Raw genomic sequence first — 16,229 nt, forward strand, 5'->3', positions numbered from 1 at the left:
GTAATTAGGGATTAGTCTTGCCACCTTGCCCGGCGGTGAACCGCGTCCAGAGTCTGGCCAGGTCGCCGCTCTGCTCCAGGTTATCGACGCCGCGATTGAACTCGCTCAGCAGCGCCTGAGCATGGGGACTACGACGGGACACCAGCATGTAGAAAGGTACCTTAATGCCCCCCGCCATTGGCAAAATGGCGAGCCTATCCGCCAGGCTCTCCTGCCCCTCCAGTCGTAAGATGGCACTGTAGACCTCCCTATTTATCAGGAAGAACTCGCAGCGACGCTTAAGCAGTAGGTCGCTAAATTGCAATATCTCGTTGCTGCGGGCAATGTCGAGATCGGCCGGCTGGCCATAGTAGGCGTAGTTAAAACCTCGTATGCCACATACCCGTCCGAGTGTGTCGAGTCGTCTGGGTAACCCCGCAACCTCGAGCCCACGAAAGCGCTCTTGAAGGAAGGCCACGGACGGGCTCAGATGGAAATAAGGCCGCGACAACAGGAAAGTTGCCCGACGCTCATCGTTAGCCGATGCGGCCATGGCAGCATCGAGACGCCCCTGCTCCACCTCCAGCAAACAGCGGGGCCAAGGGGCGGCCACCAGATTAATTTGCCAACTAGTAGGCAGCACAAGACGAAGCAGTTCGATATCGAAACCTGCATTCACACTGGTTTTATGGCCATCGAGGCGAATGAAATAATTAAGAGGTGGATACTCTGTCTCATCGACGCAGATGTTGATCGTCTTAGCCTCCAGCTTGGACTGGGGCGCGGCGTAGGTAGACCAGACAAACAGCAGCATTATCAGCAAGGTGTGTTTTGCGTTCATAGAGGAGCCAAGGCAAGATATTCCTAATGAGTATAGGCAAGTTATTGGAATCAACCTAAGGCGCACTAGGCCAGCACAAACCCAGACTAAGCTAAGGACTAAGCTAAGGACTAAGCTAAGGACTAAGCTAAGGACTAAGCTAAGGACTATGCCAAATTTAAAAGGCCAAATGTATAAGGCCAAATTTACAAAGCCAGGCATGAAATAGCCTTATGCCAGAACGAGCGGCGACATGATTTATTGCCAAACATTATAAATATCCCGCCTTTTTCCTAGCGTTACTCCTCCGTTGACCGAGGAAACACAGGCCGTCACCCTGCCCTTATTCCACCTAACTTTGACACCTATTGACGGCCGAATAACCCCCTCAGCAATGCCAAAAAATCCAATCGAGAAAAGACAAAAAAAGTCTGCCGAAACTGATCTTTGTCAGTTAAGCACATTTCGTGAGCTGTTTTACTCGGCAAGCCATCGCGCCAAACGTGACCTAAATCACAGTTTGTTCTGGTGGTAATAACCAGACGCAGAACAGGGACGATCTCGCTACTCATCAAATTCAAGGTCGAAAACACGTGGCAATTTTGGTGTCTTGATGAAAATGCCGCACGGAATTAACACCACTAACCTGAAGAAGTGATCTCCTATGAAGTCCCCTTTTTTCGCTCCCGCAGCCGCCTTTCGTTTTTCTCGCTTAACCTTAGCCTTGCTGGCCTGCTGCGGCGCCACCTTGCCAATAACCAGTTACGCCGATACCTCAGACAGGGCTAACGAGGATACAGAAGTCATGGTCGTCGTCGGCAAAATGCTCGAGGCTCCGTTAAGCAGCGCCACGCAATCTATCTCTGTCGTCGACGCCGAGGCACTAAAAGCCCGCGGAGCGAAAGATTTAGCCTCGGCCCTGTCCATGGTGGCGGGCGTAGATATTGCCAGTGGCGGCGATGGCGGCCCGGCCTCATCCGTCCCCGCCTTATGGGGATTGCGTGAGTTTGATGCCTTTCTCCTGGTGGTCGATGATGTGCCCGCTGGCGGCGCATTTACACCGGCACTGGTTTCATTGAGCCTACAAAACGTTGAGCGCATCGAGGTGATCAAGGGCGCCGCTCCTGTCAGCTATGGCGCCACCAGTTTCGTCGGCGTGATCCATGTAAAACACTACGCGGCGGGTGAAGGCCCGACTAAAGTCAGTGCCGCCATAGGAACAGATAGCAGTGCCCGGGTGGCATTTACCACACCACTATCCGCTAGCGGCGACGCCTGGCAACATTCGGTGGCCTTCGATGCCGAGAAACAGCATCTCGCCGGCACCCGTCATGGTTTCGAGCGCCTGCATGGCCTATATCGTGGCGGCGCCGAGTTCGGTGGCGGTCAGTTCAATCTGGATCTCGATATCAGCTCGGTAGATCAAGCGCCGGGCAGCCCACACCCAAGGGAGGGGAAAACGCTCACACCACGAGTGCCGTTAGACGCCAACCATAATCCGCGCAATGCCAAATTGGATGAAGACCGTCAGCAGCTGAGTCTGGCCTATGAGCGCGACACGGCCCTAGGTAGATCCGTTTCACGTCTGGCCTACACCCGCACCCAAAACGATAACGCCCGCGGCTTCCTGCGAGAAGGTTTTGCCGACGATGGCGTCACGGTCAATGCCGACGGTTATAGTCAGGAGATCGAACGTACCGAGATCTATTTCGACAGCCATTTTGTCAGCAAGCTCAACCCGCAGATGACACTGGTGTGGGGCGTCGACGTCAACCATGGTGACGGCTCGCAGCACAGCAATAATTTTGAGTATGCGGTCGCAGTCGACGGTCATAATGCTCCGGCCTGGCAGAGCCTGCCGATAGACGAGCAAACCTATCTGGACGACAAGCGAACCTTTAGCGGCGTATACGGCAATCTCGTCTGGGATATCACCGATAGATGGCGTATCGACGCCGGATTGCGCTTCAATCACACCAAGGAAACCCGCGCTGGCCATGAAACCGATTTTACCGGCCAGTCACCAGAAACGATCGTCAATGAAACCGTTAGTGAGACAGATACGCGTTTCTCCGGCGCCCTGTCGAGTAGCTACCGTCTGTGGCAATCGCAACAGGACTATGTGACCCTATACGGTGGATATCGCAATAGCTTCAAACCTGCTGCCATCGACTTCGGCCCCGAAGCGGAAACTGAACTGCTCAAGCCAGAAGACGCCACCAGCCTAGAGATAGGCCTACGGGGACAAAACTACGGTGGTGCACTGCGTTGGGATCTTGCCGCCTTCGACATGAAGTTTAATAACCTAGTGGTCAGCCAAGCCGTCAACGGCTTACCCACCCTGATCAATGCCGGTGATGAGCACTTCAAGGGTATAGAGGCAGAGGCGCAGTGGCGTCTAAACGATGCCTTCACCCTACTGGGTAGCTATGCATGGCACGAAACCAAGTTTGCCGATTACGAGCGGTTATTCGACGGCGTGCCGTTTCAATTGAGCGGTAACTATCTGGAGATGTCGCCAAAACATCTTGCCGCACTGGGCCTACACTATGGCAAGTCGCAGGGGCTACACGCACACCTGGATGTTAACTATGTCGGTGAAGTATATCTGAATAAACGCAACACGGCATCGGCCACAGGCTACACGGTATTCGATGCAGGCGTGGGTTATACCATGAACAACTGGGACGTTAATTTGGATCTGTATAACGCCTCCAACGAGCGTAACCCCAGCGCCGAGAGTGAGCTTGGCGACGCTCAATACTACCTGCAGCCTAAACGTTCGGTGTGGTTAACCGTCAACTATCTGTTTGATTAATAACTGCAGGCTCGGTGGCCAGGGCACTATAACCTAGTGTCCTGGCTATCTTTCTGAAGCGCTATTCGCTCTTCATCGCGGCCTTAACGTAGACATCGAAGCGGTTCTTCTTGGTTTCGATGCGGGTGCTGGGTTTGACGCCGTCGAGATCGTCGGCGTAGTCGGGGCGTTTGACCACCACGCGCTTGCTGGCGAGGGCCATGGCAGGGGCCAGCAAGCCATCGGCATCGAGATCGGCGCCCACTAGCGATTGGAATACCCGCATCTCCTTCTTCACCAGGGCCGACTTCTCCCTGTGAGGATACATAGGATCCAGATAGACCACATCTACCTGCTCACCCAGTTCGGCCAATGCCGTCAGGCTGGAGCCATGCACCAGGCGCATGCGTTCCTGCATCCAGGGGCCGATATCGGCATCTTCATAGGCCCGGCGCAGACCGTCTTCTAGCAGGGCGGCGACCACGGGATTACGCTCCACCATGGTGACATTGCAGCCCAGGCTGGCGAGCACGAAGGCATCTCGCCCCAAACCTGCCGTGCCATCGACGACACTCGGGGTCACCCCCTGCTTAAGGCCGACTGCTTTGGCGATCGCCTGACCCCGGCCACCACCGAACTTACGTCTGTGGGCCACGGCGCCGGTAACGAAGTCTACCAATATGCCCTTCAGCTTGGGCTCATCACGCTTATTCAGCACCATGCAGTTATCTTCGAACACCAACTCAAACAGGGCGTTTGCGTCGAACACCAGCCCCCAACGGTCACACACGGCTTCCAGGGTCGGGTATTGGCGATTAAAAAAGATCCCCACAGGTGCGGGCTGGGTCGATGATGCTGTCACTTTGGCTCGGTCAATTAAGAAATCACGCCGCCATTATGCCAAAACTGCGCCGCGCTGAATATGGCATTATTATCGGCCAGGCCCAGGTGCTGTACCTGAGCTGGCATCCCCCCTATAATCGCCCTATCAGGCTAGCGCCCTCATCATCTGGAATATTCATGTTAAGTTACCGCCACGGCTACCACGCCGGAAACTATGCCGACGTGCTCAAGCACAGCATCTTGCTGCAAACCCTCAAGCTGATGCATAAGAAGAATAAGCCCATGGTGTATATCGACACCCATGCCGGCGCCGGCGGCTATGCGCTATCCGATGAGTTTGCCCAGAAGACGGGCGAGTACCTAGAGGGGGTCGCCAAGCTGTGGGACAAGCAGGACCTGCCCGAGGCACTAAGCCAATACGTCAGCGATATCAAACACTTCAATGGTTCAGATGAACTGGAGCTCTACCCTGGCTCGCCGGCCTTTGTCGACATGAACCTGAGAGATAACGATCGCATGATGTTGCATGAGCTACACGGCACAGATCATCAGCTACTTGAAGAGCAGCTGGGTGGCGACAAGCAGATCAAGGTGATCAAGGGCGATGGCCTCAAGGGGCTGCTGGCCGCCGTGCCACCACTCGAGCGTCGCGGCGTCATCCTCATCGATCCCAGCTATGAGATGAAGAGCGACTACCAAGAGGTCGCCAAGGCGGTGATCAAGGCCCATAAGAAGTTCGCCACCGGCGTCTTCATGATCTGGTATCCCGTGGTGCAGCGCGAGCAGACGGAGGCGATGTTCGAGCTGCTCAAGCAGAGCGGCATCAAGCGTCAGCTACGCATAGAGCAGGCAATAAAGCCCGACAGCGAGGAGTTTGGCATGACGGCGGCGGGCCTGTGGGTGATCAATCCCCCCTGGCAGCTCGATGAGATCGCCGAGACGACGCTGGCATATCTGGATCCCCTGCTCAATCAGGGCGGCGGCCATGTGCAAGTCACCTGGGAAGTGGGCGAATAACGCCCTCAATAACGAGTACTTTTAGTGCTTAGAAGAAGGGCGCGCAGGGCGTGCCCTGATGGTAGATCATCTGCCAACGCCCCCCATCGCATTTCCACAGCGAGGTACGCAGCGAATAGCGCTTATCCACCTCGTTCACCGGCTTAAAACAGGCACGATAGTTGAGTTGAGCTAAGTCCTCACTCAACAAGCGATACTGCATATCACTTATCTTAAACGCCGGTGGCTTCTCCTTTGGCAGACGCGCCAGCACCTCGGGCTTGCCAAAGCTCATCCCGGTAGCGCCCACCTCCAAGAAATCGGCGTGGATCAGCTCGTCGAGCACATTGGCATCGCAGCGCACCTCAGGGCTAAGCAACGCGAGTTCCAGTTCGATAATTGTCTGGCGCATCTCATCTACCCCAGCTTCTGATAGCGTTTCAGCAGTATCTTGACCCGTTTCACATAGGCCTGGGTCTCCGGATAGGGCGGGATCCCCTTGTACTGAGTCACTGTGGTGGGGCCGGCGTTATAGGCGGCGCAGGCCAGATCTATATTGCCGTCGAACCTTGCCAGCATCTTGGCCAGATAGCGGGCACCGCCGTCGATATTCTGCTCGGGCCGGTAAGGGTTCTTCACCCCCATCGCCTTGGCAGTACCCGGCATCAGCTGCATCAAGCCCATTGCACCGCTGCGTGACAGGGCAAATACGTTGAAGGCGGATTCGGCATGGATCACGGCGCGGATAAGTGCAGGGTCCAGCCCATGGGTCTTGGCGGCCCGTGAGATCAACTCATCATATTCGGCGCTAAACAGCGGCATCTTCTGCCAGTCGAGATCTGAGTCGGGTTTGCAGGCGTAGCACTCATATAACAAGACCCTGAACTCGCTGTCGCCCGGGGCATGGTCGGCAAAGGCCACCACGCCGTTGGCCTGGGTATATTGATAAACCTTGATCTTGCTGTCGTCGGTCTCATCCAGGCGCGGGGCATCGCCGTTGCTTAGGATGCCATGCTTAGAATAGCTCGCCTTGTAGCGCGGCTTCTGTGCCTGCTCGGTGGCACCAAGGGGCAGGCACAGCGCCAGACTGCACCAGAGGCACAGCAGCTTTTCAACAAAATGAGGCGCAGGACGAGCACGGCTAGGCATTAGAATCCAATGTTCTGATCGAGTTTAAGTACTTCAATCATAGCAAAAAGCTGCTTCATCTCTCGGTTAATTTGGCTAAATTCGTACTCGAAGGTCGCGCCGTTGAAGATAGAGCCCAGCTCGAAACGATTGTCGCCGCTCAGCAACATGATCAACAGCTTGTCTTCGTAGAAGGCACATTGGATCTTGCCGGAAAACAGGTTGGCGAGTGACTGCAGACGCTCCATGAAACCTAGGGTGAGCAGGTAGCGCGCCTCGATCTGATCGCTGGAGAAGACATCGAACTGCTTCTCGAATCTCGGGTCTTCCAGCTTGACCCGGCTCAGGCTCTTAAAGCTGCTGGAGAGGAAATTAACCAGGCCGCCGCGGTTCTTCACCACTACGGTATGGCCCTTAAACCTCTTGTGGCTGCTAAGCTGCACCATGACGCCACGAAAGACGGTTTCTGTCTCCGTGCTCTTCTCGCGTTTGACCTGCTTGGTCAGACACAGCTCGTTGATGGCAATCTCCACCCCCTTATGGGTGCCCTGCACATAGTCATCGAACGAGGCGTTGTCGTAGTGGGGTAACAGCTTGGAGCGTTTGAGCTGAGTCAGGCTCATGTTATGGCTGGTGCTGAAGATAAAGTCGGGGCCGAAATAGCGGAAGATCTTGGGAAACACCTCCTGCTTCACATCCCGCTTGTAGCGCTTTAGCGGACGATAGCTCCACCAGCCAAAGGGAAGACACAGCACGATGAAGAAGACCCAGGGGATATCCAGGTAACCGGACATACTAAAGATAAGGATCAACAGGGCCAGGCCGAGGAGGATCCCTAAGCTGGTATAGAGACGCCCGCGCAGCGCCTTGAGGCTGGCGACCCTATGGTTTTCAAATTTACGGGTGAGCGGCTCGATATGTTCTTCATAATAAGCCTTAAATTGTACCAACTCCTCGGGGTCCGCCCGCAGGCGTTGCGGCTCACGCTGGGCCTTAATCGGCGCCCCGAGGATGAAACTGATGGGGTTCATGGCATCTGAACCCGGCTTACTTCAGGTAATCGGATGCGTCGATCGGCGCCTTGGACGCTTCATCGGCCTCATAGAAAGGCATCACCTTGACCTTGGCCATAGAGGCGATAATTGAGCCGGGGAAGATCTCCACCGCGGTATTGAGTTCAGACACGGCAGCGTTGTAGAAACGTCTGGCCGCCGAGATATGCTCTTCGACCTCGCTATAGGTCGCCATCGCCTGCACCATAGTCTTGTCAGACTTGAGCTCGGGGTAGTTTTCGACGCTGACCATCAGCTGGCCCATCTTGCTGTTGAGCTGCTCGGCCAGACCAAGATGCTCCTTGATGGCGGCGGCATCGTTAAGATCATAGCCCGCGGTCACCTGAGTACGCAGCGCGGTGATCTCCGTCAGCAGCGACTTCTCGTGATCCATAAATTTCTGTGCAATCTTGAGCATGTTGGGCACCAGGTTGGCGCGCTTCTTCAGCTGCACATCGATACCCGACAAGGCTTCACGCACGGCGTTACGCTTCTTGATCAGGCTGACATACCAGAGGTAGGTGATAATAACGACTAGGCCAAGGCCTAACAGCAAACCTTCCATCTTTGAGTTCCTTCCCTATAGTTATTCTTATATCTCGTTAGTTAACGCACCAGCTTCACCGATTTTCGCGATGATTTCCAGCAATTTATCAGTGCCATTTTCGGCAAGGCGTTGCTGCTATATTCATCTTTTTTCACCGAAAATGAAATTTATCACGCCATTTTTGCGCCAAAAGCATCCTTTTTACCTAGCTTCGCCGCTTTTAACCCGGCGCGCAGCAAAAAGCACAGCAAGCGGCGAACCAAAGATAAATAGCAATACAAAACAATATTATATAGATTGATGCAATATTGCCGCATCAAAATCATCCCCCAAGCCAAGGGGCAAAATGACAGGCTTTACCGGCGTTAAGCGAGACATTAGGGCAAAAATCGGTCGATCTGCTGCGTATTTGATAGACACTGTCGTCCCTGCATTCAAACCCAGACTGCTAGTTGCACAGAGTTTGACCAATAAGATCAGGCCTTGCAGGCAAAGGGACACCCCGGGCCTTTGCTCCCTTTTTCACCGACATCGGCTCTAGCACTACACTGGCCTTTCAAGGTGTCACCTGTTCAGTATTCGTACAGCCAACCTGGGCTATTATCTTAATCAACCAAGAGGCAACCCAATCTTCCCTAATTGGGCTTTGGTTTCAATCATCATCCTTTCATTGGCCCGCTTAGACTAAGCTGGGCTTTTTTTTTTGCCTGAACGAAACCGCCACTATCGCTTTCAATACTCTCCATTTGCCACGCGTCATAACCCGCTACGGGCGGTCAATTATGGCAAATTAAGCTTCAGTTAAAGCAACTCCTTCATCATAAAGTGCTAACACTCCGCCTACAGGCGGTAAAAATGATAAGGGCACCCAGATGCCCAAGATGAAGGAAACACCATGAGCTCCAACCAAGAAGATGGTCTGGTGGCCAGTCAGCCCCCGACACCATCGACGACCAAGAAGGGCCTTTTCGTCCGCTTTCTCAACCTGGTCGAACACCTGGGTAATCTCCTGCCCCATCCCATCACCCTCTTCGCCCTGTTCTGCGCCGCCGTCATAGTGATCAGCGGCATCGCTGGCTATTTCGAACTGACGGTAAACGATCCCCGTCCGGTCGGTGCGGCGGGACGCGGCGAGGATGGCCTGATCCACGTGGTCAGCCTGATGAATGCCGAAGGCCTAAGGATGATAGTCTCCAACCTGGTGACCAACTTCACCGGCTTCACCCCCTTAGGCACAGTACTGGTGGCCCTCTTGGGGGTCGGCATCGCCGATCGCTCCGGCCTGCTATCTGCGGCGATGCGCACCCTGGTGATGGGCGCCTCCAAGCGTCTGGTTACCCTTACCATAGTCTTCGCCGGTATCGTCTCCAACACCGCCGCCGAGTTGGGCTATGTGGTGCTGATCCCCATGGCGGCGCTGATCTTCCACTCCCTCGGGCGTCATCCCCTAGCGGGTCTGGCGGCGGCCTTCGCCGGTGTCTCTGGCGGCTATAGCGCCAACCTACTATTAGGCACGGTAGACCCTCTGCTGTCGGGCATCACCGAAGCGGCGGCGCAGATGATCGACCCCGACTATTTAGTCGGCCCAGAGGTCAACTGGTACTTCATGTTCGCCTCCACCTTCGTCATCACCATTCTCGGCGCCCTGGTCACAGAGAAGATCGTCGAGCCCAAGCTGGGCAAATATGATCCCAGCGAGGCCAGCATAGATCTGCACAACCAGAAGATGGATGGCGTCACGCCGCTGGAAATCAAGGGCCTGAAGATGGCTGGTCTGTCTATCCTGGTATTGGGCGGCATATTGGCGCTCTCTGTGGTGCCGGAAAACGCACCGCTGCGTCACCCTGAGACTGGGCTGGTCGCGGGCTCGCCCTTCCTCAAGGGCATAGTGGCCTTCATCTTCATCTGTTTCGCCATTCCAGGCCTGGTATACGGCAAGGTAGTGGGCACCATGAAGCGAGATAAGGACGTGATCGACGCCATGTCCCACAGCATGAGCACCATGGGCATGTATATCGTGCTGGTGTTCTTCGCCTCCCAGTTTGTCGCCTTCTTCAAGTGGACTAACCTGGGCGCGGTGCTGGCGGTAGCAGGGGCCGATGCCCTCAACGCCATCGGCCTCACGGGCCCGCTGGTGTTCCTGCTGTTTATCATGATGTGCGGCTTCATCAACCTGATGCTGGGCAGCGCCTCGGCCCAGTGGGCGGTGACGGCGCCTATCTTCGTGCCCATGTTGATGTTGGTGGGATACGCCCCAGAGACGATTCAGGCCGCCTATCGTATTGGCGACTCGGTCACCAACCTGATCACCCCCATGATGAGCTATTTCGGCCTGATCCTGGCGGTGGCCTCCCAATACAAGAAGCACCTGGGCATAGGCACGCTAGTCGCCACCATGCTGCCCTACTCGATCGTCTTCTTCATCGGTTGGACCTGTTTCTTCTTTATCTGGGTGTTTGCCCTCGGCCTGCCGGTCGGCCCAGGTGCGGCAACCTACTACACGCCTTAACACCAATTGCGAGACCGGTGAAACCGCCGGTCTCGCTCGCTTTCTAAACCTGATCTTTCTAGGCCAGATCTTTCCAGGCCAAGCTGACCCGCTCACTTGCTAAGCCAGGCAGGTCTTAATGGCCTCGCAGAGCGAATCGACTCGCCTCGGCAACACGGCCTGACGTCGGCGGCAAAGATAGATAGTCTCGCTGACGGCCACCGGCAACTGATGAGCGGTTATCTTATCCTGGCGGGCAAAGGCCTCCACCGCATAGGCGGGCAAGACGCTAAAGCCCAGACCTCGGCTCACCGGCTCTAAGATCAAGCCTATCTGATTCGAGAAGCCACGATTGGGCAGCTGATCACTGTGCTCGAACTCGGAATAGTTAGCCCCCAGCAGCAACTTGGCATGGTGGGCGCCATCGGGATGGTCGATAAAGCCCAGCTGTAGCAAGGCCTCCCAGGAGAGAGACGTTTGGCTAGCTGGCGTGACTAAGAGTAGCGGCTCCTCGGCGATCGGCTCGGCCTGTGCCTCGGACAGATCCGGCTGGCGGGTCATCAGGCCGATATCCGCCTCCATGGCGGCGATCGCGCTCTCGACCCCGGCATTGGAGGCGAAACGATAATCCAGCGACAACTCGCGGTGGGCGCATTGCAGCTCAAGCAGCTCGCCATAGAGTTTGAGGCCGACGCTGCCGGGGGAGATCAGGCGTACCTCTCCGGCGAAGGGCGGGTCTTGCTTGATCCCCTGCTCAAGCTGAGCCAAGGATTGCAGTATCGCCTGCCCCTGCTGGTATAGCTGACGCCCGGCGTGGGTCAGGGAAAACTTCTTGCCTTCTCTCAGCAGCAGCTGGGTATCGAGCTGCTCTTCCAGCTTGCGCACATGCTGGCTGACACCAGATTGGGTCATATGCAGGCGCTCGGCGGTGCGGGTGAAATGCCCCAGCTCCACCAAGGTGAAGAAGCTGCGCAACCAGACAGGATTCATCATCACATTTTGTACTCAAAATGATTAATTTTGATAATTTTACATAATTTTGTTCACTTTGTAATCTGTGCCCAATTCGTTAATCAGGAGCACAACATGAACAACCCAGCTTACCCAAGAACCTTCTCACACATAGGCATCTCGGTGCCGGATCTCAATGCGGCCGTTGCCTTCTACACTAAGGTGCTGGGCTGGTATCTCATCATGAAACCCACTGAAATTGTGGAAGATGACAGCCCAATCGGCGAGATGTGTACCGACGTCTTCGGCGCGGGATGGGGCTCGTTTCGTATCGCCCATCTGGCTACCAGCGACAAGATAGGCGTCGAGCTATTCCAGTTTGCCAACCAGGAGAACCCGGAAGACAACTTCGAATATTGGAAGACGGGGGTATTCCACTTCAGCGTGCAGGACCCGGATCTCGAAGGCCTGGTAGAGAAGATTGTCGCCGCCGGCGGTAAGAAACGCATGCAGGCGCCGCGTTACTACTACCCAGGCGAGAAGCCTTACCGCATGATCTATATGGAAGATCCCTTCGGTAACATCTTAGAGATCTACAGCCACAGCTATGAGCTGACCTATAGTGCGGGCGCTTACTAATACCAAACACTAGCCCATAAAAAAGGCCAACCCTAATCACAGGGCTGGCCTTTTCGCGTTTATTTAGACTAATCAGAACAAGGCATTAGCCTTGAATGCCCGAGTGTCTCAGCAGGGCGTCGATCTGTGGCTCACGGCCTCTGAAGCGCTTAAACAGCTCCATCGGCTCCAGGCTGCCGCCCATCTCGAGAATGTTCTCCAGGAAGCTGCGGCCGGTATCGGCGTTGAAGATCCCCTCCTCCTCGAAGCGGGAGAAGGCATCGGCCGACAACACCTCGGCCCACTTGTAGCTGTAGTAACCCGCAGCGTAACCACCGGCAAAGATATGGGCGAAGCTGTGTTGGAAACGGTTAAAATCGGCAGCCTTCACCACGGCAACCTGATCTCTCACCTCATCCAACTTTGCCTGAATATGGGCGCCCTCTGCCGGGTCATATTCCAGGTGCAGGCGGAAGTCGAACAGGGAAAACTCCAGCTGACGCAACATCATCATGCCTGACTGGAAGTTCTTCGCCGCCAGCATCTTGTCTAACATGGCCTTCGGCAGCGGCTCATGGGTCTCGAAGTGTCCGGAGATCTCGGCCAGGGCCTCCTCCTCGAAGCACCAGTTTTCCATGAACTGACTCGGCAGCTCCACCGCGTCCCAAGGCACACCGTTGATGCCTGATACGCCAGCCACATCTATCTTAGTCAGCATATGATGAATGCCGTGACCAAACTCGTGGAACAGGGTAGTCACCTCGTCGTGGGTAAACAGCGCTGGCTTACCATTGACCGGGGCATTGAAGTTACAGGTGAGGTAGGCCACCGGCTTCTGCAGGCCATGGGCGGTTTGACGACGCACGCGGCAATCGTCCATCCAGGCGCCACCACGCTTGCCCTCGCGGGCATAGAGATCCAGGAAGAAGCTGCCTCTGTGCTCGCCCTTGGCATCTTTGATATAGAAGAAACGCACATCTTTGTGCCAGCTGTCGAAATGCTCCTGCTCTTCTATGGTCAGGCCGAACAGGCGCGACACGGTATAGAAGAGGCCTGACAGTACACGATCTTCCGGGAAGTAAGGACGTAGCAGCTCCTGGGAGATCTCGTATCTGTGATGCTTGAGTTTCTCGGCATAATAAGTGAGATCCCATGGGGCCAGCTCGCTCACGCCAAACTCTTTCTCGGCGAATGCGGTCAGCTCCGTAAGCTCATTTTGTCCCTGCTGCTTAGAGCGGGCCGCCAACTCGTTGAGGAAATCCAGCACCTGCTGAGGTGACTCGGCCATCTTGGTCGCCAGCGACTTATGGGCGAAGCTGTCGAAGCCAAGCAGTTTAGCCAGCTGATGACGCAGATCTAATATCTCATCCATCAGCGGGCCGTTGTCGAACTCACCTGCGTTAGGGCCTTGATCCGAGGCGCGGGTCACGAAGGCGCGGTAGCACTCCTCTCGCAGCTGACGGTTGTCGCTGTAGGTCATCACGGGCAAGTAAGAGGGGAAGTCCAGGGTAAACAACCAACCTTGCTGCTCTTTGGCCTCGGCCATCGCCTTGGCTGCGGCAATGGCAGACTCGGGCAAGCCTGCCAGCTCCTGCTCATCTGTCACCAACTTGGTCCAGGCCTGGGTGGCGTCCAACAGCTGATTAGAGAAGCTACTGGTTAGCTCAGATAAACGTTTAACCAGTTTTCCATAAGTTTGTTTATCTTCATCGTTTAATCCGATGCCAGATAACTCGAAGTCACGCAGGCTGTGGGTGATGCTGGTTTGCTGCGCCTGGCTCAGCAGGGCAAATTCATCGGACTCCTTCAGCGCCTTATAGGCCTGATACAGCCCCTGATGCTGACCCACATAGGTGCCATATTCAGACAAGAGCGGCAGGCAGGCATCGTGGGCAGCGCGCCACTCATCTGTGCTGAGCACAGAGTTCATGTGCGACACGGGCGACCAGATCTGGCTCAGTTCGTCATCCACCTGCTCGAGCGGTGCGATCAGGTTATCCCAGGTGTAGGGACCGCCACTGGCGAGCACCTCATCGATCTTCTGGCGACAATTAGCAATCCCCTGCTCTACGGCTGGCTGAATATGCTCGGGTTTGATTTGCGAAAAAGGCGGTAATTCACTGCCGCTTAGCAAAGGGTTACTCATCTGTTGTCCTCGTCAATCTTAGGGTATTGAGATTATGTATGGGCGACGGCGCGACTATTCAAGCATCTTTAGCAAACTAGCCCGCCGAAGAGAACTAAACTCAGGATTTAACAGCTAGGTTGATAAACCTAACAGTGAAGACCTAGAAGTAAGACCTAGCAGCAGCCTGGATGAAAAACCTTGATCTAGAACAAGGCTATATTTACTTCACATTTACAACACAGATATTGCCAAGCGGATCGCAAATGCAACCAATTCTCATTTATGTTTAATATTTGACCCATTATCATTCATCCCGATCCCAAACTTATTTCAGTGTTACACCCATGAACAGATTGATCAGCCACTCTTATATTATCGGCCTACTGCTGGCCGGTACCGCCAACGCCGCCGACCAGGCCATTACCGGCACTGTCGATGACTCGCATATCAACAACATCATCAGCCACAGTGAAGGCCCGGATACCAACGTCATCCTCGACCTGGGGTGGGACTCGAAATATATCTCAGAGGGGCGTAGCAACTTAGACAAGGGCGGCATCTACTGGGCAACCGCCGCCGTGCAGATAGACGATCTCACCCTGTTTACCACAGTCGGTCGTGGCGATAGCCAATACTACATAGAATGGAACATGGGGCTGGAATATGGCTTCGAGCTTGGCGACAACTTAAGTGCCGCCCTAGGTTACCAGCGCATCGAGGCCTACGGCGATGAGCGCTGCGGCGATAACGAGCTATTCGCCACTCTGGAATACACAGGCATCGCCTGGTTAACCCCTTCCCTGAGCTACACCTACTCCACCGAGGCGGCGGGTTACTTTGTCGAGGCCAGCCTGCACAGCGAATGGCCTGTCTCAGACAGACTCACGCTGACGCCCTATGTCACCCAGGCGTTCGACTTCCAATATGTGACCGAAGCGCACAACGGCCCGAACCATTTTCAGTTTGGTGTCGAGGCTCAATACCAGCTGGCCGACCGTCTGGTACTCTCCGGCCACCTGAGCCGCACCCTGGCCCAGGAAGATATTAAGCAGGAAAACCCAGACGCCAAGGGCAGCCTCAACAACACCTACGCGGGCCTGCACCTCACCTTTAGTTTCTAAGTTTCTAAGGCTCTAGCTTCTAGGGCTCTAGGTGCTAGGGCTATAGCCTGAAACCGACTGCCAAGACTGTGTTCTTCATTGAAAGCTGGCCCGCCTTGAACTAGCTTTATCTAAGGCTGGCAAGGAGTGCCAGCCCTGACCTGGAGGACACGGAATGTCTGCCCACTATCGAACGCTTACCTATTTCACCTTAAACGCCATCGCGCTCTCGCTGCTATTCATCTGCGCCGCTCAGGCCCAAGAAAAAGACGCGCCGCTAAACTCTAAGGCGATAGCTTCCGAGACTATCACCCTACCCGCCGACGGCGCCCTGGACAGCGATGGCAATCCACTCGTCATCCCTGACAACCCCACTGGCGCCCTTAACTATCGCGCCAGCCCTACCCAGCTCAAGTCGCGCCGGGATAAGAGAGCCACCCAAAAGCCCAAACAGAAACGCACTAAGAAACTAAGTCAAAAACAGCTAAGCCGCAAACAGCAGTTGGCCAGTCGCCAACATGTGGCCGACGACCCCAGCTGCCGTTGGCTCGACAAGCGTATGTCGCATCTGGAGAAGAGCCTCAAGCGGCAAGCGAAACAGGATTACGGCTATCAGGACAAGGAGCTTCGCGCCCGCCAGAGCGAATGGGTCTGCATGAAATGCGGCGCCGAGGGGCCGAGCCAGAGCGATCACCATAGGTGCCAGTATCGACGCTAAACGCAAACTCATTTGAAAGTCATACGCCCTGACGCGGGTCTATTGCTAAAGGGCGCACACGCCT

The 16,229-nt window shown here is 55.2% G+C and carries 14 protein-coding genes; 6 read left to right on the forward strand and 8 right to left on the reverse strand.

Annotated elements, in window-relative coordinates:
* Positions 1-4: 4 nt before the first annotated feature.
* Entirely contained in the window at positions 5-820 is an 816-nt protein-coding gene (locus K0H80_RS18670; RefSeq protein WP_220072575.1) for a substrate-binding periplasmic protein, read from the reverse strand.
* Between the two features lie 643 nt (positions 821-1,463).
* Here K0H80_RS18670 and K0H80_RS18675 point away from each other — a divergent pair.
* Positions 1,464-3,617: a TonB-dependent receptor gene (locus K0H80_RS18675; protein ID WP_220072576.1), complete on the forward strand. Its 2,154-nt coding sequence runs from the start codon at positions 1,464-1,466 to the stop codon at positions 3,615-3,617.
* Between the two features lie 61 nt (positions 3,618-3,678).
* Here the strand turns inward: K0H80_RS18675 and K0H80_RS18680 are convergent, their stop codons facing one another.
* Entirely contained in the window at positions 3,679-4,458 is a 780-nt protein-coding gene (locus K0H80_RS18680; RefSeq protein WP_258406137.1) for a class I SAM-dependent methyltransferase, read from the reverse strand.
* Positions 4,459-4,616: 158 nt separating this feature from the next.
* Between K0H80_RS18680 and K0H80_RS18685 the strand changes: the two genes are divergently transcribed.
* A complete protein-coding gene (locus tag K0H80_RS18685; RefSeq protein WP_220074032.1) occupies positions 4,617-5,456 on the forward strand; it encodes a 23S rRNA (adenine(2030)-N(6))-methyltransferase RlmJ in 840 nt (279 codons plus the stop codon).
* Positions 5,457-5,484: 28 nt separating this feature from the next.
* Here the strand turns inward: K0H80_RS18685 and K0H80_RS18690 are convergent, their stop codons facing one another.
* From K0H80_RS18690 to K0H80_RS18705, 4 genes are read right to left on the reverse strand one after another with little or no spacing between them, the layout of a single operon-like run.
* A complete protein-coding gene (locus K0H80_RS18690; protein ID WP_144201372.1) occupies positions 5,485-5,847 on the reverse strand; it encodes a nuclear transport factor 2 family protein in 363 nt (120 codons plus the stop codon).
* A gap of 5 nt (positions 5,848-5,852) precedes the next feature.
* Positions 5,853-6,584 carry a lytic transglycosylase domain-containing protein gene (locus tag K0H80_RS18695; protein WP_220072577.1) on the reverse strand — a complete coding sequence of 244 codons (732 nt, stop codon included), beginning with the start codon at positions 6,582-6,584 and terminating at the stop codon, positions 5,853-5,855.
* Positions 6,584-7,594 carry a DUF3137 domain-containing protein gene (locus K0H80_RS18700; protein WP_220072578.1) on the reverse strand — a complete coding sequence of 337 codons (1,011 nt, stop codon included), beginning with the start codon at positions 7,592-7,594 and terminating at the stop codon, positions 6,584-6,586. Before K0H80_RS18700 ends, K0H80_RS18695 begins: the two co-directional genes overlap by 1 nt.
* A 16-nt stretch (positions 7,595-7,610) precedes the next feature.
* Positions 7,611-8,180, reverse strand: coding sequence for a LemA family protein (locus K0H80_RS18705; RefSeq protein ID WP_011867446.1), 570 nt, complete (start codon positions 8,178-8,180; stop codon positions 7,611-7,613).
* Between the two features lie 877 nt (positions 8,181-9,057).
* On the opposite strand from K0H80_RS18705, the gene K0H80_RS18710 reads away from it, so the two are divergent.
* A complete protein-coding gene (locus K0H80_RS18710) occupies positions 9,058-10,671 on the forward strand; it encodes an AbgT family transporter (protein ID WP_258406138.1) in 1,614 nt (537 codons plus the stop codon).
* A 99-nt stretch (positions 10,672-10,770) separates the two neighbouring features.
* Here K0H80_RS18710 and K0H80_RS18715 read toward each other — a convergent pair whose 3' ends face one another.
* Complete coding sequence (locus K0H80_RS18715) at positions 10,771-11,643, reverse strand: LysR family transcriptional regulator (protein ID WP_220074034.1); 873 nt, start codon at positions 11,641-11,643, stop codon at positions 10,771-10,773.
* A 93-nt stretch (positions 11,644-11,736) separates the two neighbouring features.
* Here K0H80_RS18715 and K0H80_RS18720 point away from each other — a divergent pair, with 93 nt between their 5' ends.
* Positions 11,737-12,240, forward strand: coding sequence for a lactoylglutathione lyase family protein (locus K0H80_RS18720; protein WP_220072579.1), 504 nt, complete (start codon positions 11,737-11,739; stop codon positions 12,238-12,240).
* A gap of 85 nt (positions 12,241-12,325) precedes the next feature.
* On the opposite strand, the gene prlC is transcribed toward K0H80_RS18720, so the two are convergent.
* Entirely contained in the window at positions 12,326-14,365 is a 2,040-nt protein-coding gene (gene prlC / locus K0H80_RS18725) for an oligopeptidase A (protein ID WP_220072580.1), read from the reverse strand.
* Positions 14,366-14,691: 326 nt separating this feature from the next.
* On the opposite strand from prlC, the gene K0H80_RS18730 reads away from it, so the two are divergent.
* Positions 14,692-15,468 (forward strand): hypothetical protein, encoded by a 777-nt coding sequence (locus tag K0H80_RS18730; protein ID WP_220072581.1) that lies wholly within the window; start codon positions 14,692-14,694, stop codon positions 15,466-15,468.
* A 154-nt stretch (positions 15,469-15,622) separates the two neighbouring features.
* Entirely contained in the window at positions 15,623-16,165 is a 543-nt protein-coding gene (locus tag K0H80_RS18735; protein WP_220072582.1) for a hypothetical protein, read from the forward strand.
* Positions 16,166-16,229 lie beyond the last annotated feature (64 nt).

The sequence above is a fragment of the Shewanella aegiceratis genome (assembly GCF_019457495.1).
Taxonomy (GTDB): Bacteria; Pseudomonadota; Gammaproteobacteria; order Enterobacterales; family Shewanellaceae; genus Shewanella; species Shewanella loihica.